The organism is Streptomyces sp. P9-2B-2 (genome assembly GCF_030406865.1).
GTDB classification, from domain to species: Bacteria; Actinomycetota; Actinomycetes; order Streptomycetales; family Streptomycetaceae; genus Streptomyces; species Streptomyces platensis.
On sequence record NZ_CP129126.1, the window covers coordinates 7,369,439 to 7,385,822 of the forward strand.

15 protein-coding genes and 4 pseudogenes are annotated in these 16,384 nt (G+C 69.0%); 10 read left to right on the forward strand and 9 right to left on the reverse strand.

Annotated elements, in window-relative coordinates:
- Positions 1–23: 23 nt before the first annotated feature.
- The 5 genes and pseudogenes from QT196_RS32360 to QT196_RS32380 form a co-directional block, all read left to right on the forward strand.
- Positions 24–821 carry an aldolase gene (locus QT196_RS32360; protein ID WP_290356209.1) on the forward strand — a complete coding sequence of 266 codons (798 nt, stop codon included), beginning with the start codon at positions 24–26 and terminating at the stop codon, positions 819–821.
- Positions 821–1,723 carry a dihydrodipicolinate synthase family protein gene (locus QT196_RS32365; RefSeq protein ID WP_290356210.1) on the forward strand — a complete coding sequence of 301 codons (903 nt, stop codon included), beginning with the start codon at positions 821–823 and terminating at the stop codon, positions 1,721–1,723. Before QT196_RS32360 ends, QT196_RS32365 begins: the two co-directional genes overlap by 1 nt.
- 374 nt (positions 1,724–2,097) lie before the next feature.
- Positions 2,098–3,078, forward strand: a complete 981-nt coding sequence (locus QT196_RS32370; protein WP_168482268.1) for a polysaccharide lyase — start codon at positions 2,098–2,100, stop codon at positions 3,076–3,078.
- A gap of 411 nt (positions 3,079–3,489) precedes the next feature.
- A pseudogene (locus tag QT196_RS32375) lies at positions 3,490–3,680 on the forward strand (IS701 family transposase); the annotation flags it as partial.
- Between the two features lie 7 nt (positions 3,681–3,687).
- A pseudogene (locus QT196_RS32380) lies at positions 3,688–3,917 on the forward strand (carboxylase); the annotation flags it as partial.
- Positions 3,918–4,185: 268 nt separating this feature from the next.
- Here the strand turns inward: QT196_RS32380 and QT196_RS32385 are convergent.
- Positions 4,186–4,797, reverse strand: a complete 612-nt coding sequence (locus QT196_RS32385; RefSeq protein ID WP_290356211.1) for an ABATE domain-containing protein — start codon at positions 4,795–4,797, stop codon at positions 4,186–4,188.
- Positions 4,798–4,883: 86 nt separating this feature from the next.
- Between QT196_RS32385 and QT196_RS32390 the strand changes: the two genes are divergently transcribed.
- Positions 4,884–5,654 carry an MBL fold metallo-hydrolase gene (locus QT196_RS32390; protein WP_168484132.1) on the forward strand — a complete coding sequence of 257 codons (771 nt, stop codon included), beginning with the start codon at positions 4,884–4,886 and terminating at the stop codon, positions 5,652–5,654.
- A 745-nt stretch (positions 5,655–6,399) separates the two neighbouring features.
- Here the strand turns inward: QT196_RS32390 and QT196_RS32395 are convergent.
- Complete coding sequence (locus tag QT196_RS32395; RefSeq protein WP_248001410.1) at positions 6,400–6,912, reverse strand: CGNR zinc finger domain-containing protein; 513 nt, start codon at positions 6,910–6,912, stop codon at positions 6,400–6,402.
- A gap of 322 nt (positions 6,913–7,234) precedes the next feature.
- On the opposite strand from QT196_RS32395, the gene QT196_RS32400 reads away from it, so the two are divergent.
- The 3 genes from QT196_RS32400 to QT196_RS32410 all read left to right on the forward strand — a co-directional run bounded on the left by QT196_RS32400 (position 7,235) and on the right by QT196_RS32410 (position 10,596).
- Positions 7,235–8,104, forward strand: coding sequence for an alpha/beta hydrolase (locus tag QT196_RS32400; RefSeq protein ID WP_168482272.1), 870 nt, complete (start codon positions 7,235–7,237; stop codon positions 8,102–8,104).
- A gap of 926 nt (positions 8,105–9,030) precedes the next feature.
- A complete protein-coding gene (locus QT196_RS32405; protein WP_211117471.1) occupies positions 9,031–9,189 on the forward strand; it encodes a hypothetical protein in 159 nt (52 codons plus the stop codon).
- A gap of 912 nt (positions 9,190–10,101) precedes the next feature.
- Positions 10,102–10,596 carry a hypothetical protein gene (locus QT196_RS32410; protein WP_159475483.1) on the forward strand — a complete coding sequence of 165 codons (495 nt, stop codon included), beginning with the start codon at positions 10,102–10,104 and terminating at the stop codon, positions 10,594–10,596.
- A 446-nt stretch (positions 10,597–11,042) separates the two neighbouring features.
- Here QT196_RS32410 and QT196_RS32415 read toward each other — a convergent pair.
- The 7 genes and pseudogenes from QT196_RS32415 to QT196_RS32445 form a co-directional block, all read right to left on the reverse strand.
- Positions 11,043–12,020: pseudogene (locus QT196_RS32415) on the reverse strand (transposase family protein).
- A gap of 182 nt (positions 12,021–12,202) precedes the next feature.
- The gene (locus QT196_RS32420) at positions 12,203–12,931 is read right to left on the reverse strand and encodes an IS3 family transposase (protein ID WP_356948505.1); all 729 of its coding nucleotides are present in this window, start codon (positions 12,929–12,931) and stop codon (positions 12,203–12,205) included.
- On the reverse strand, positions 12,928–13,077 hold the full coding sequence (locus QT196_RS32425) for a hypothetical protein (RefSeq protein ID WP_290356214.1): 150 nt from the start codon (positions 13,075–13,077) through the stop codon (positions 12,928–12,930). Before QT196_RS32425 ends, QT196_RS32420 begins: the two co-directional genes overlap by 4 nt.
- Positions 13,078–13,094: 17 nt before the next feature.
- A pseudogene (locus tag QT196_RS32430) lies at positions 13,095–13,391 on the reverse strand (transposase); the annotation flags it as partial.
- A complete protein-coding gene (locus QT196_RS39450; RefSeq protein WP_356948506.1) occupies positions 13,291–13,863 on the reverse strand; it encodes a GNAT family N-acetyltransferase in 573 nt (190 codons plus the stop codon). The pseudogene QT196_RS32430 and the gene QT196_RS39450, both read right to left, overlap by 101 nt.
- Positions 13,829–14,221 (reverse strand): hypothetical protein, encoded by a 393-nt coding sequence (locus QT196_RS32440; protein ID WP_290356215.1) that lies wholly within the window; start codon positions 14,219–14,221, stop codon positions 13,829–13,831. The genes QT196_RS39450 and QT196_RS32440 overlap by 35 nt, the downstream gene beginning before the upstream one ends.
- A gap of 142 nt (positions 14,222–14,363) precedes the next feature.
- Positions 14,364–15,194 (reverse strand): helix-turn-helix transcriptional regulator, encoded by an 831-nt coding sequence (locus QT196_RS32445; protein WP_323139131.1) that lies wholly within the window; start codon positions 15,192–15,194, stop codon positions 14,364–14,366.
- A gap of 144 nt (positions 15,195–15,338) precedes the next feature.
- Here QT196_RS32445 and QT196_RS32450 point away from each other — a divergent pair, with 144 nt between their 5' ends.
- Positions 15,339–16,379: an aldo/keto reductase gene (locus tag QT196_RS32450; RefSeq protein ID WP_211117474.1), complete on the forward strand. Its 1,041-nt coding sequence runs from the start codon at positions 15,339–15,341 to the stop codon at positions 16,377–16,379.
- Positions 16,380–16,384 lie beyond the last annotated feature (5 nt).

Genomic DNA, 16,384 nt, shown 5'->3' on the forward strand with positions numbered 1-16,384 from the left:
CGGCAGCCCGAACAGGAGCAGACATGGCAACCACCCTGCGCGAGACCAAGGACACCCTGGTCGACCGCGCCGAACAGCAGATGCGCGCACACTTCACCGACTCGAAGCTGACCACCCGGCAGAAGCTGGCCCTGACCTGCCGCGCCCTCTTCGACCGCGGCCACGACTCGGGCCTCGCGGGCCAGATCACCGCCCGCGGCCAGGAACCGGCCACCTACTACACCCAGCGCCTCGGCCTCGGCTTCGACGAGATCACCGAGGACAACCTGCTGCTCGTCGACGAGGACCTGACCGTCCTGGACGGGGACGGCATGCCCAACCCCGCCAACCGGTTCCACTCCTGGATCTACCGGGCCCGCGAGGACGTCAACTGCATCATCCACACGCACTCCCTGCACACGGCCGCCCTCGCCATGCTGGAAGTCCCCCTGGTCGTCTCGCAGATGGACGCGACCCCCCTGTACGACGACTGCGCCTTCCTCAAGGACTGGCCGGGCGTCCCCGTGGGCAACGAGGAGGGCGAGATCATCTCCGCCGCCCTCGGCGACAAGCGGGCCATCCTGCTCGCCCACCACGGCCAGCTGGTGACCGGCGCCACCGTCGAAGAGGCGTGCAACCTGGCGGTCCTCATCGAGCGCGCCGCCCGCCTCCAACTCCTGGCCATGTCCGCGGGAACCGTCCAGCCGCTGCCCCCGGAGCTCGCCCGTGAGGCCCACGACTGGACCTCCACCGCGCGGCGCGACCAGGCCAACTTCGCCTACTACGCCCGCCGGGCGCTGCGCAACCACCCCGACTGCCTGACGAACGAGGTGCAGATCTGATGCCCACCGCCCCGCCCCTGAGCGGCGTCATCGCCTACCCCGTGACACCCTTCTCACCCACCACCGGTGAACCCGACCTCACCGCACTGCACCACCTGACCACCGAACTCGTCGACTCGGGCTGCCATGCCGTCGCCCCGTTGGGCAGCACGGGCGAGAGTGCGTATCTGCAGGAGCACGAGTGGGACGCTGTCTGCGCGACAACCCTGCAGACCGTGGCAGGCCGGGTGCCCACGCTGGTCGGGGTCTCGCACTGGAGCACGGAGACCACCGTGCGCCGCGCCAGGGTGGCCGCCCACAACGGCGCCACCGCGATCATGGTCCTGGCCCAGACGTACTGGAAACTGACGCAGGACGAGCTGGAACGGCACTTCGCGACCGTCGCGGCGGCGACGGACCTTCCGGTCATGCTCTACAACAACCCCGGAACCAGCGGCGTCGACCTGATTCCGGAGACCGTCGTCCGGATCGCCCGCTCCATCCCCAACCTCACGATGGTCAAGGAGAGTTCCGGCGACGTCGCCCGCTTCCGCGCCATCCGCGAGATGTCCGACGGCGCCCTGTCGGTCTACAACGGCAACAACCCGGTCGTGCTCGACGCGTTCCGCTCCGGCGCGGCCGGCTGGTGCACCGCCGCCCCTTGCCTCGTCCCCCAGTGGTGCCTCGACCTGTACGCCGTGGTGCGGCAGGGCGACGACGCGCGGGCCGACACCCTCCTCGAAACCCTGCTGCCGTTCCTGGAGTTCATCGTCGGGCAGGGGCTGCCACGGGCGATCAAGGCAGGGCTCGACCTGACGGGCCGCCCGGTCGGCCCACCGCGGCCACCGTTGCTGCCCCTGCCTCAGACGGAGACGGAAGAGCTCCGGAAGCTGCTTGACCGGATCGGCTCCGCTCCGGTCTGATCCGCGCGATCCGCAGACGCCCCAGCCCCTCCCGGGCCAGTTCCAGCTTCCCGGACGGCTCAGCGAGTTCGGCTTCCAGCTCCTCGACCCGCACCCGGGCGGCCGCCTCGCGGGCGTCCAACTCCTCGAACAGCGAACCCATCAGACCCCCTCCTGTCACCTTCACGGTAGAGACCAGTGACGGCGGTCGTGACAAGCCACGTCCAGTGACATCCGAGTCGGGCGATCAGATCTGACCGCCGCTGTTTGCCTCCCAAAGAAGTCACAAGATTCACCGCTACGGTCCGCACGGACGAAGGCGCCCGGCAGAGATCCGCTGTGAGCAGAGCGCATCACACCAGAAGTCGGTGGCACGCCGACAGAGAGGCAGAGAGATGAAACAGACGGTACGGAAACGCAGCAGGATGGTGCTGGCGGTCGCCGCCCTCACGACCATAGGGCTCACAGTTTCGGCGTGCGGGGGCTCCGGCTCAACCGGCAACGCCTCCTCGAAGCCGAGCGCGTCGGCCCAGGGGAAGCAGCACAAGGGGCAGAAGACACCGGACCCGCTGGAGCCGGCCGGGGCGCTCTACGACGGGTTCGAGCGGGCCGCCGACAACGGCTGGCGTCCGACCATCAACGACACGGCCGCCCAGCAGCGCGGGCAGACTTCCCTGGCCGCGATGGAGACCCAGCCGAAAAGCCTGATCCGGCAGGTGAGCTCGCCGAGCCCGCCAGCCAGGGAGGGCAGCCACGCGCTGCAGATGACGGTGCCGCACCAGCTGGGCAGCTTCCGCTCGGAGGTCTCCCGCGGCTCGGTGCCGATAGGCTCGGAGAACTGGTACGGCTTCAGCATCTACCTGCCGTCCAACTGGCAGGCCGACCCGCAGTCCAGCATCCTGGCCCAGTGGCACGCCGTCCTGATCGATCCCGGCAAGACCCCAGGCAACGGTGACGGCGGTCCCCCGGTGTCCCTGTCGGTGTCCGGGGGGCACTGGCGGATGAAAATCAACTGGAACACCCAGAGCGGCGTCTCCAAAGGGCCCGGATCGGGCCACAAGACCATCGACCTGGGGGCCATCACCCCAGGGAAGTGGACGGACTTCGTGCTGCACGCCAAGTGGTCGAACACCGCCGCCGGGCTGGCCCAGCTGTGGAAGGGCGGGCGGCAGGTGGTGAACTACAGCGGCCCGACCGACTACAAGGCCCAGGTCGGCCCGTACTTCAAGCTCGGCATCTACCATCCCGGCTGGAAGTCGTTCAAGAAGAGCAGCTACGAGCAGGACACCGCCGCGACCGGCCCGATCGTGGTCTACGACGACGCGGTGCGCACCGTCGAGGGCCCCAGCTCCTACGCCAAGGTCGCACCGCACTGACCGGCCGTCCCGCATGGCTCCGGTCCTCGGCCCCGCCCTCTCCTCCGGAGCGGCGGGGCTTCCACATTCCCGGGCCCGCGGTCGGACGACGAGACAGGGCTGATGCGTTCTCAGCTGCCCTCAACCCCGCTCGCCCGACAGCGGCCAGGCGGAAGGATCCCCACGGACGGCCGGTTGCACGAAGCCGTTGACAGACCAGCGCCCCCGCACACAGCTCCGATCAGCGTTCTCCCAGCTCAGCACTGCGGTGCGCAGCGGCCGGCGGGGGAACCGTTGCACTCCGGCTCTCCGCTTTCGAGTACGCGGAGCAAGGAGACAGTGACGACACGAGATCTGCGGCCGATGCGTGGCCGACCGGCTCATCGCGAGTTCCATGCGGCGCTTGTAGGCGGTGGTCCGGGAGCCATCCCCGTGCGCGCCGCGAAACTGCGCCGGCGCATCGAGCACGACTACCGGGAGATGAAACAGGCCCTGGGCCTGGCCCACTTCGAATGCCGCACCTGGAGGGGCTGGCACCAGCACGTCACCTCGTCTCCGTTGCGCACGCCTTCTGCACCCTGCAGCGACTGACCCGGTCCCCCAAAGGGACGGCGCTGGCCTGAGCCTCTACACCTCGACGGGCCGCAGGTCAGCGTCGACTGCGTCACCTACCAGGGGCACGCAACCGTGGTCGCCGTCACCCGCAAGACCGTCGGCATGGCTCCGTTCTCCAGGAGCTGGCGCACTCGGTTGACGCCGCCGACCCGCTCCTCGATGTGGTCGCCCCCGCCGCGCGGGCTGCGATCAGCGCGCTCGGCATCACCGACGGCGTCAGTCACGTCGAGATACGGCTGGTCGAGCGGAGCATGCGGCCCATACGGCCAGGGAACCCTCACCGCCCCGGTGGCGACCGGTGTGCCGGGCACGGTCCTGGCAACCGCGGTCGGGCCGCGGCCGGAGCTGGCGGTGTGGCTGCTGCTGGCACCCGTCGCCGTGGCTGTCGGCGGACGGCTGAACAAGCTGGCTGGTGTGAGGAGACCGCACACGGTGGCATGGCGGTCCCTATGCGCTCTGCCGGATTCCAGTACGTCAACATGCCTGATCACTTGAGCCGTGCTGGGACTGGGTTCAGCCCCTGTTGGCCTGCGTGCGGCGGGCGTAGGCGCGGGCTGCGCGGGCGCGGTCCCCGCAGCGCACCGAGCACCAGTGGCGGCGGGCATGGGTGCGCAGCAGGTAGCGCTGGCAGGGATCCGAGTCGCAGGCGGCCAGCCGTTCGGCATCGGGGCCGGTGAGCAGGTCGGCGGCGTCGGTGGCGAGGACCGCGAGGGCGTGGTCGACGATCTGGTCGGTGGGATGCTCCTGGACCCGGTGCAGGCCCAGCGTGGGGTCCCAGCGCAGCACCGCGGCTGTGGGAGCGCAGGTCAGTGCGTCGTTGACGGCACGCAGTGCCCCGTCAGGCGCGGGGAGGGCGCCGATCCGGGACGCGAGCAGTGCTCGCACCTGATCCCGCAGGGCACGCAGCCGGGCCGCGCACACCTCGTGCAGCTCTGTGTCAGTCGGCGCGAGGTCACGTTCGACCAGCCACCGGGTCGCCGCCTCGGGCGAGCCGAGCAGGTCCAGGTACTGGCCGCCGGGCAGGGCGAGCGAGGTGTTGGCGAAGTCGAGCGCGCGGTACTGCTCCGCGCCAGGTGCGGGCGGCGGGGCGAAGTGGGCGGGCTCGCCGGTCGGGGTCTCCTTCATGGATCTCATGTTAAGCATTGCGTTTCTCCGTGAGGCTGAGCTAGCTTCGCCTCACGGGAAACCTTCTCCCCATCCGTGAGGAAATGATGACCAGTACGCACACCGAACAGACCCCCGTCAGCGTCTTCGGCGGTCCGACCGCCCTCATCGAGTACCGCGGGCTGCGGTTCCTTACCGACCCCACCTTCGACGCCCCCGGTGAGTACCCCCGGGGTAACGGCCACGTCCTCACCAAGACCGCGCCCGCCGCCGTCGACCCCGCCGAACTCGCTCCGGTCGACGTGGTCCTGCTCTCCCACGACCAGCACCCCGACAACCTCGACCACTCCGGCCGTGCACTACTGGCCGGCATCCCGCTGGTCCTGACGACACGCGGCGGCGCGGACCGCCTGGGCGGCACCGCCCGGGGCCTGGCCCCCTGGGACACCGTGGAACTGCCCTGCCCCGACGGCGGCACCCTGACGGTGACCGCTACCCCCGCCCAGCACGGACCCGAGGGTTGCGAACCCGTCACCGGCGAGGTGATCGGATTCGTCTTGACTGCCCCCGACCTGCCCACCGTTTACGTCAGCGGCGACAACGCCTCACTGGACCTGGTCCAGCAGGTTGCCGATCGCTTCGCTCCCGTGGATACCGCTGTCCTCTTCTCCGGCGCCGCCCGCACCGCTCTGCTCGACGGCGCCCTGCTCACCCTCGACAGCGCTCAGTCCGCCGAGGCCGCCACCATTCTCGCCGCCCGCCGTGTGGTCCCCGTCCACTTCGACAGCTGGGGCCACTTCACCGAGGGCCGCACCCACCTGGTCGACGCCTTCACGGCGGCCGGGCTACTGGACCGCCTGGAGATAGCTGCGGCCTGAGTCTCTGGCACGCGCACCGAAGTCTCCGTGCAACGAGACCCGGTCGTCCGCTGGGGAATTACATGGCCGCCGACATCAGTGGCTCACGGCCCTGCGGGCCGGAGACTCGGCATGCTGAGATTGACCGGTCGTTCACCAAACGCCGCCGCCACCGCAAGGCCGAGATCGACCAGCGCACCCGGACGCTTGCGCCGGTGCTGCCTGCGCTACCGACCGCACCTGATCGACGGATGCCTCGCCGAGACGGGACTCGCCCTCACTCCGCCTTGATGGGGAATCTGCGTGGCGGTCTGGCTGGTTCCGGGGCATCCGGGTCACGGTGGCCGGCCGGGCTGTTGCCGGGGAAGCCCGCGTGGCCTTGGTGGCCGCCTCGGCGCGGCCCATGCGGGGCGGTGCGCGGTGGAAGACTGGGTGGCCCTCTGCGGATGATGTGCGGGGAGACGGTGACGGCCTGGCTGCTCGTCCCCGGGCTGCGGCGCCGGCGGACACGCTGGCCTGAGACGTGTGTGGATCGACCAGTTCGTCGCTCGCCGCCAGGCCGCTCTGGCGGTCATCCTGCGGGCGCGCAGCCCGCAGGACCGCCGGCCAGCCGGCGGGGCCGGCATGGGTGTGACCATTGCGCCGGTGTCGCGCCGGCGGGACAGCCCTCGGTCATGGTGCGCAGCCTGGAACCACGTGTGCGCCGCGACGTCCTCGCCATCACGGTCGTTCCCCCAGACGCGCTGGCCGGCACGTTCCGCCGGAGTCACTCGGCTGCTGCGTCGCGGGTGCGCTGGTAGTGGCGCCTTGCCTTCATGCGGTTGCCGCAGAGGGCCATCGAGCACCAGCGGGCCTTGTTGGGCTTGCTGCGGTCGAGGAGGAACAGTCGGCACTCCGGGTTGGCGCACGGCCGCAGCCGACCGGGCATCGCCTCCTGCAGCGCGCTCCACGCCATGACCGCCTCTACCGCCATCCGGCGCTCCGCAGGCGCGTCCAGCTCCCAGGACACCCCCGCAGAGGAGAGGTGCGGGAGGCAGGTGACGTCTTTCAGGAGCGGGGCCAGCGACGTGGCGGGCCGGCTGCCGCGCACCACGTCCTGCAGGGCGTCGCGCGCCTGCGCGAGGCTTCGGAGCTCGTCCGTGGTGCCGCTGCCGCCGTGGGCCAGCTGCCAGGACCTGGCGGCTTCCGGGTCTGCGAGCTGGTCCTGGGCCGCGCCGTTGACCACCGGTGTGGTGTTGAGGAGCTCCAGCAGGGTGTCCTGCTGTTCTCGATCGGCCACCTCGCAACTCCTAACCATATTGATTCGCTTGCCAGGTTACATAGGCGCGTTCTGACGAGAGAAGCGGATCTATTTCGTCAGGTTCCTCGGTCGAGGTGCTGCGCCGGCCGGACGGTCGGCGTCCGGGGCAGGGAGGGGCCCGAAGGGGGGCTGTGCTGGCTGGCGACCGTTGACGGCGGAGGCTTGGGACGGGCCACGTCCCGTCGTCCCGGCGGCACCCCCGACCGCAGGTCACCTAACCAATAAAAGTTGCTTGACAAGTTAGGTCGATCATGCTCGACTGAATGTGTAACCATTAAAGCAAGATTTAGGAGTTAGAGGCATGGTCTCCGGAGTTCACCACCGCACCGCCACTGTCAACGATCTCGAGGTCTTCTACCGGGAGGCCGGCGACCCCAAGGCGCCCGCCGTGCTCCTCCTCCACGGCTTTCCGACCAGCTCGCACATGTTCCGCCACCTGATCCCGGCGCTCGCCGACCGCTACCACGTCATTGCCCCCGATCACATCGGGTTCGGCCAGTCCGCGATGCCGGCCCTGCAGGACTTCCCGTATACCTTCGACGCCCTCACCGACGTCACCTCCGGACTGCTCCAGCACCTGGGCATCGACCGGTTCGCGATGTACGTACAGGACTACGGCGCTCCCATCGGCTGGCGGCTCGCCCTCCGAGCCCCCGGCCGCGTCACCGCGATCGTCACCCAGAACGGCAACGCCTACGAAGAGGGCTTCGTCAAGCCCTTCTGGGACGGTGTCTTCGCCTACGCACAGGCGCCCGGACCGGACACCGAAGCCCCCCTGCGTGGCGCCCTGGCACCCGAGATCACACGCTGGCAGTACGTGAACGGAGTCGCTGACCCGAGCCTGGTCAGCCCCGACAACTGGGTCCACGACCAGGCGCTGCTGGACCGCCCGGGCAACGACGAGATCCAGCTCAAGCTCTTCCGCGACTACCCGACCAACGTGGACCTCTACCCGCAGGTCCACCAGTACTTCCGCGACTCGCAGGTCCCGCTGCTGGCGGTCTGGGGCGCGAACGACGAGATCTTCGGCCCCGACGGCGCCAGGGCATTCGCCCAGGACCTGCCCCGCGCCGAGATCCACCTGCTTGAATCCGGGCACTTCGCCCTGGAGAGCCACTTCCAGACCATCACCGAGCACATCCGCGGCTTCCTCGCCCGCGTCCTCGACTGACGCGCCGGGAGCGGGGCGGCTGCGGCCCACCACACCCCTGCCGCCGCAGCCGGCAACGGAATCTCAATCACCGTGTCACGTCGTCTGCGTGGCCGGCGGGACGGAGGTGAACGGGCCTTCACCGCGGATCCTGGACACGGCTTATGCAACGGGGGTCAGGGGCCGGGAGCTGCACGCGCGCTCTGCTGGCCCTCACCACCGCACCACATCCCGGCGGGGTGCCGGACGCGCGCCCGGCCGCAGGAACCGGAAAGGGCACGGTGGGCGCCTGGACACCCGCCGGGCCACCTCCCGACGCCGGTGTGCCAACTGCACCCGGCTCAGCGACAGCCTGGACCGCCTCCTTCGAGACGTCGGCACTACAAAACACGGCAAGGCCATCCGCGCAAATATGTTCAACCCAGATGTGTGGAAGCCCGTCCTGGCCGCAGCCGGAGTCATCCCCATGCGGAAGGAGGGGGACCGTTGGAAAGCTTCACGCAAGGACGGCTTCCATGTCCTCCGGCACACGGACAGCCGCGCAGCCGCCCGCTCCCGTACGACGGGATCTGCGCTGAGCGCAGCGTCAGCGAGCAAGTGGATGATCCAGTACAGGTGAAGCCGGCCCTCGGCTGTCGGATCTGGTCGGTCGACGAGGGCAAGGACGGGCGTGGGGTCGTCGAGGCCGAGAGGTACGGCCAGGCGACCGAGATCGGACTGCTCGTCGCCGAAGGCCGCCAGTTCCCAAGCGCACTCCGCGGGGGCGGAATACATCGAGAGAGGTGCCCCGTACCTCTCGGTCTCGCTTGATGGCACACAGGGACGACGTCAGGAGTGGCCCGGACGTGCGAGAAGCGTTCGCGTCAGCCGTCCGCTGTCCTGGTGCGCTTGATGACATTGAGAGTCTCCAGATAGGGGCGCAGGCTCTCGGGCCGACGGTCCCCGCGATGCCGCTGCACGTCTACCTCAACGATCGAGTACTTGGCGAACTGGCTCTCCTCGTTGGGGACATCGTCAGCGCCCGTGGCATGGAGATGTACGCAGGCATGCAAAGTGCCATCGGCCTCGCCCTCGGCACCCACTTCGGCGTGAAGGACGTCCGCTGACGGCCCCCGCGCGGCTCCTCGCGACACACTGAAGGACCCGACCGCCCAGCCGTCGTGCCCTTCAGTGCGCGGAGGTGGCAGGAGCGCAGCAGATCCCACGGCGGATGACCCGGCGGACTTCGGCGGCCATGGCGCCGGGCAGGGGTGCGAGGGAGTCGCGGCAGCACCTTCTAGCCCTCCGTGCTCGCCGTTGTGCGTGTGGTTCGTGCTCCGTGGTTTCACGATTGAAGCTCGGATTTCCCGCAGTCTCACTGTTGCTGTTGACGTTCCGAGGGCCGCCAGCCTGGAAGCGAAGTCACTCAACTCTGGCTCGCCCCATGGGGATTGGAGACCTCCAGAGGTAGCTGTAGTGTGGTGCCACAACTGGCATCGGGTCTCCACCCCGGACGCTGCGGAGGTCTGGACCACGGCGTGCCGCATGACCCCCGGGAGTCGGCCCGTTTCCCGGCGTAGCGCCGCCGATGCTGACTTTGCGCTGACTTGCTGACCTCGAAATGCCCTCTGACCTGCAACGATGCCTTGCTGTGTCTCTTCGGCTTCCATTGGTACCGGGTTACGGGCAGTGCGGCCTGGTGTTTGGATGCTCGGCGTGACTTCTGTGGATCTTGATGATCGCCGTGAGCGGGCGCTGTTGGACCAACTTGAGTGGTACTGCACGGCGTGCCGCGGTGACCGTCCCGGCCGTGGGACTTGGCAGTCGAGGCATCCATGCGGTTGGGTGCATGCCAAATGATCTGTTGGGCAGAGGGGTTGACGGTGTTCAGGGTGGCACGGGGGATTGTGGTCGGGGCTGCGATGGTAGCGGCGCTCACGGCGTGCGGAGGTGCCGACGGCGGGAGCCCGGGGGCCACCGATGGCGCCGACGGCGCGGGCGCTGTCACCGGTGGTGGCGGGCAGCCGGAGGTGCCGGTCGTGCTGACCGAGGACCAGGTTCGCAGGGCCCTGGTGGACACGGGCAGTGCCCCTCAGGACTGGGAGGGATTCGGCGTCAGCATCCCTGAACATACCGAGTCCGTGAAGACCTGCCAGGACGACACGGGGACGAAGTGCGGCGGCTTCACAGCCCTCGGCACGTCGCACATCGATCAGGTAGCGGGCGAGGGCCAGGTCATCTTCACCATCTACGCCTTCCGCACCCCGGACGATGTGAAGTTCGCGATGAAGAGCCTGGTGGCCAAGGAGCGCCGTAAATCCGGCGCCGGGGCGAAGCCGCTAAAGGTCTCGGCGGGCGCGGATGAGACCGATGCCTTCACCGGACGGAACACCGAGATCTTTATGCGCCTCGGAGGGTCCCTGATCCGTGTGGCGAGCGAGGGCCTTCGGGAAGGCCAGCCCTACGCCGATTTCGCCAGGCTTCAAATCGATCGGATCAAGCAGACGGCCGAGGGCAAGAACCCCGACCTCTGAGTCCGGCACGGCACCGGCGGCGAAAGTCGGCGTCTACCCTCCAGGCGCCCTGTACTTCGCCCAGCGCGTGGTTTCAGAGCACATCAACGCACCCCCGACTTCGACGGGGGTGCGTTGGGGGGACCGTGCTGTCCGGCCTGTGCCACGGGAGTGGCCACGGTCCGGCCGGTAACGGTCATCCACGTCGTACCAGAGCGCCACGGAGAGCCGTCGGCATCGGCCATGGCACCGGACCGGCCGTGGCCGATGCGGCAGGCGCTTCGGCCACGGCCACGGTGCCGAGAGCGCATCCGTACGGGGTCGGCCGGACCGAGGCGCTGGTGGATACAGCGGACGCCGTTCACGCGGCCTGCTTCGGCCGTACCGATCCGCTGTGGAAGCGGACTTACGGCTTGGTGCGCGATGGAGATTCGGGCGTGGGGCCTGGTGGTTCGGCTGGTGGGTGATCAGCCGGCAGTCTGCCGGGCGAGCACGATCTCTGTACTCGCCCGTCGGACTGTGGCCCGACGGGCGGCGCGGTCGGAGACCAAGCCGGCGACGGTGTGGTGGGTCTCGGCATAGTGCTCGCGTCGGCCGATGTACCGCTGGAGCGGTCGCCACTGCTTGTGCTCGGCGTTCGCGTGCTCCACGCAGATCCGCCGCGAGGATTGTCGCCGTCGAGCCTCGCGCCATGCGAGTTTCTTGCCTTCGGGAACGTCCTCCATAGGCTTGCGTGGCGGCGCGCTGACCTGATGGGGGAACTCGTTGGCGAGACCTCGGTAGCCCTCGTCGACCTCGACTGTGACGTCCGGATGGAGGCGGAGGTGTTCGGCGATGCCGTCGGTGCGCAGGGCGGTCTGGTCGTGCATCCGGCCGGGACGGTCGGCACCTGACCACAGGGTCCGGCCCTGGCCGTCGCTGATCGTGGTCGTCTTGACCGTGTTTTGTCTGCGCTTGCCGGACACGAAGACCCGGCGCCCGGGTCGGTGCGCGGCTGGTCGTCGGACCTGAACCTCGGTCCCGTCGATCCGCAGCCGGACGCCCTCCGCGGCGGCCTAGCCGAACACGTCCGCCAACGTCCGAAGCCGCACCCCAGGCCGATCGGGGACGGCGAAGCCGCGGGTGGCCAGCAACGGCCTGATCTCGTGCACCGCACGGGTGACGGTGGTCCGGTCCACTCCATAAAGCTCGGCGAGGGCCACGTGCGGGAGCTGAAAGCGCAGAACGACCAACGTGACCAGCACACGGTCGGTGAACACCAGCCGGTGCTGCGGACCGGCACCGGGTGCCCGCAGCCGTTGCCCACCACGCCGGTCGTGCCGCGCGGAGTCGCAGCGCGCGGTCCACGGAGCGGCCAACTCCTCGACCAAACCGACGAGATGGGCGCGGGACAGACCGCAGCAGGCAGGATGAGACAAGGCCGCACGGGCCCAGGCGGATGCCACAATCCGCTCAACCCGCACGGCCGTTGTCACGTCACGGCTGACAGCGCCTCTGGTAGCGGACTCGCTACTCGGCAGGCCCACCGATCAATGCGGTCGCGATACGCCGGAAGCCGAGTCGGGCATAGATCCGGGCGACGTCCTCTGAGCTTGTTCCGCTTTGACGGACACCATTGGTGTGGTGGTCAGGCTGCGAGTGCGGTCTCGTATTCGGCGGGACTGCGGTAGCCGAGGCTGCTGTGTAGTCGGTGCAAGTTGTACCAGCCCTCGATGAAATCAAAGATCGCGGTGCGGGCGGCGGCCCGGCTGGGCCAGGCGGCAGTGCCGAGCAACTCTCGCTTGATAGTGGCGAAGAACGACTCGGCGAGCGCGTTGTCCCAGCACTGGCCGGTGCGGCCGACCGACAGCCGGATGCCGAACTGGTCAGCCAGGGAGGCGAATTGCTGACTGGTGTACTGGCACCCGCGATCGGAGTGGAAGATCACCGGACGGGTGGGGCGACGCTGCCGGCAGGCGGCCTTCAGAGCATCGGCGACCAGATCGGTCCGCAGGTGATCGGCTGTCGCCCAGCCCACCACCCGGCGCGAGGCGATGTCGATGACAGTGGCCAGGTAGAGCCAGCCCTCCTCGGTCGGGATGTACGTGATGTCGCCGCACCAGCGAGCGTCGAGGGCCGCTGCGTCGGGCCGGAAGTCCCGGACAACGAGGTCGGGCCGCACGGCAGCTCGTGGATCGGGGATCGTGGTCGGGTGCCGCCGTCTGCGGTGCCGGCCCTGCAGCCCGGCGGCCCGCATCAGCCGGGCGACGCGGCGACGGCCGCATCCGGAGCCCTCACGCTTCAGTGCGGCGTGGATACGTGGGGAGCCGTAGGTGCCGCGCGAGTGCTCATGGACTTGCGTGATCTGTTCGGTCAGCTCGGCGTCGCGGGCTGCCCGCGGGCCGGGAGAGTACTGGTGCGGCGGGCGTAGAAGGCGGTTCTGGAGACCTTCAGCAGTTCACACGCTCGCTTGACGTTGTGGCCGCTCTGCTTCTCCGCCTCGATGAACGGGTGCACCGTCACCGGGTCTCCTTCGCGAAGAAAGCCGTGGCTCGCTTGAGGATGTCGACGTCCTCGCGCAGTCGGCGGTTCTCTCGCCGCAGCGCGGCCAGTTCCTCGCGTTCGCTGCTGGTCAGGCCTTCGCGCTCGCCCGCGTCGACCTCGGCCTGGCTGACCCACAGCCGTACTGCCGTCTCGGTCAGATCGAAGTCCTTGGCAATCTGACCGACCGAGCGGTCACCGCGCCGGCACAGCTCGACGATCTCGGCCTTGAACTCCGGCGTGAACGAACGGCGAGGCCGAGGCTTCTTCTTCCCCATGCTCTCCATGATGGACATCCTCCCGGGGCAGAACCCCTGATCTCTGATGTCCGTCAAAGCGGATCAAGCCCACCTCGTCGCCTGCAGACAAGAAGACGGGTTCCACGCCTCGTGATCGCGCGTCGGCCACAAGCGCCGCAGTGACCGCGAGCCCAAGGCCACGACGGCGAGCGGTGGGCAGCGTCCCGACACCGACGATCTCATTGACCGCCCCGACTGGCTGATGCCGGCCCGCGCACAGCGCCGTCCGTCCTCCACCGCTGCGGCAACCACAGTCAGACCTGCCCGGATGCGTGCAACCACGCGATCCACCGACCCGTCGCCGGATCGGTCCCGCACCGTTTCTGCCAATTCCGCCGCGCCCGCCGAGCCGATACGGGTTCCGGGCTCCGCGAAGGCGAGATGCGGCACAGCCAGCGCGCTTGGCAACGCCGGATTGTCCGGGCCCAAGGTCCTCACCGACAGGTCCTCGACCCGGGCTCGTCCACAGCGGGCGCCGACGAGCCCGGGTCGAGCACCATCAAGGGGTGCTCGTGAACCACGAGCCCTGACTCCTCGACCGCGGCACGCAGCGCAGGCGTGGTCTCGGCTACCCACTCGAAACTCTCCGGGATTTCGAGCTCACGCTGCCGGACACGCACTCGGGCCACGTCGGCGACACTCACCGCACCCGACCATCCCCGAGCCGGACGTGCGTAGAACGGCCACCCTTGCCCTTCCTGGACGAACAAGGTCAGCGGCCCGAAATCTTCCACGCGAGCACCATGGCGCGGCACCGCGTCGTAGTACCGCTCAAGTTGGTCCAACAGCGCCCGCTCACGGCGATCATCGAGATCCACAGAAGTCACGCCGAGCATCCAAACACCAGGCCGCCAAGCGCTACCACCTCGTTTCTCAGATACGGCCAGTGTTATCGCGCACCAAGTCGTAAGCTTTACCCCTTGCCAAGACATCCGTATCGCCCTCGGCATGGGTACCGAAATACGGGGATTAGCGGGTCAGGATGCGGAGTGCTTCCTGGGAGGGCGATCCCTCATCGGCCGTGTGGACGATCAGGGCGAGGTCGGGGTGGCCGGGCAGCCGGAGAGTCTCGTAGGTCAATTCGAGCTCGCCCACCAGGGGATGCCGGTACCGGTAACTACCGTGCTCCCGGGCCTTGATGTCGTGCTCCGCCCAGATCTGGCCGAACTCTGGGCTTACGGCCGACAGTTCCTCGATCAGGGCCTGGGCGGCAGGAGGGCCGGGCGGGCGCGCAATGTCCAGCCGGAGGAAGGCCACCACGTCGCGAGCCCGTGCCCACCAGTCGACATACAGGTCGCGCACGCCGTCGTCGAGGAAAACCAGCCTGGCCATGTTGCGCTCTGCGGCGGGCAGTTCGCCGAAGTCGGTGATGAGCGCAGCGGCCGGCCGGTTCCAGGCCCGCACGTCGGTCCTGTGGTCGACCACGTAGGCAGGGGCGTCGCTGATCGCGGAGAGCAGGCTGTGTATGCCCGGGCGCAGCGGCGGGCTGCCGGTGGTTTCCTCGGCGGCAGCCGGGACGGGGCGCGCCAGCAGGTGCAGATGCTCCCGTTCGGCCGGGTTCAGGCGCAGGGCCTTGGCCACCGCGTCCAGGACCTCCCCCGAGAACCGCAGGTTCCGGCCCTGCTCCAGGCGTACGTAGTGGTCGACGCTGACCCCGGCCAGCTGCGCCAGCTCCTCGCGGCGCAACCCGGGGACCCGGCGCTGCCGTCCGTAGGAGGTCAGGCCGAACTCCTCGGGGCGAAGCCGGGCGCGGCGCGATCGGAGGAATTCACCCAGCTCGGCGCGTCGGTCGAAGATCATTTGTTCCATTATTTTCTGGTTTTAGGTGTGCCTGGTCATGACGTGCCTAGGCAGCGCCGGGCACTGCCTGACCTCGCGTGGAACGCCGAGAGTTGAATCCGCCGGAACGGTTCCGGCATTCCGATTCACGGGAGCGCATCACTTATGACTGTCATGCTTGGCCGTACCGGCATGGAGATTACCCGGTTGGGCTTCGGTTCCTGGGCCGTGTCGGGCTCGGGCTGGACCTTCAGCTGGGGCGCCACGGACGACGCCGAGTCGGTCGCCGCGATCCGTCACGCGCTGGACGCGGGCGTCAACTGGATCGACACCGCCGCGGTGTACGGCCTGGGCCATTCGGAGCAACTGGTCGGCAAGGCCATCGCCGGCCTGCCGCAGGCCGATCGCCCGTACATCTTCACCAAGGTCGGCCTGGTCTGGGACCCGGGCAATCCGTCGGCCGCGCCTCGGCGGATCATGAAGCCGGCCAGCGTCCGCCGCGAGCTCGATGACTCGCTGCGGCGGCTGGGCGTCGACCACATCGACCTGTACCAGGTGCACTATCCCGACACCGGCGAATCGCTGGAGTACGCCGGTGGCGGCTTCGGAGCGGTGTCGCCCAACGCCACGCCGCTGGAGGAGTACTGGCAGGTCATGGCCGACCTGAAGGCCGAAGGCAAGGTACGGGCGATCGGGCTCTCCAATCACACGCCCGACCTGCTCCAGGCGGCCGAGCAGATCGCCCACGTCGACGTCATCCAGCCGCCGTTCTCGGCGATCAACCGGTCGTCCGCCGCTGAGATTGCCTGGGCACGCGCACACGAGACCGGCGTGATCGTCTACTCGCCGCTGCAATCCGGCCTGCTCACCGGGGCCTTCTCCGCCGAGCGCGTGGCCGGCCTGCCCGCCGAGGATTGGCGGACCGCCCACCACGACTTCACGACCGACCTGACCGCCAACCTCCAGCTCGCCGAGGCGCTGCGGCCGATCGCTGAACGCCATGGGCGCACCGTGGCCGAGGTGGCCATCGCCTGGGTGCTCGCCTGGCCCGGCATCACCGGAGCGATCGTGGGCGCGCGCAAGGCCGCCCAGGTGGACGGCTGGATCGGAGCGGGCTCGCTGGAGCTGACCCCTGCTGACATCGAGGAGATCGCCACCGCGATCACAGTCTCCGGCGCGGGCAGTGGCCCCGCCCGCCACTCTTGAAGGCG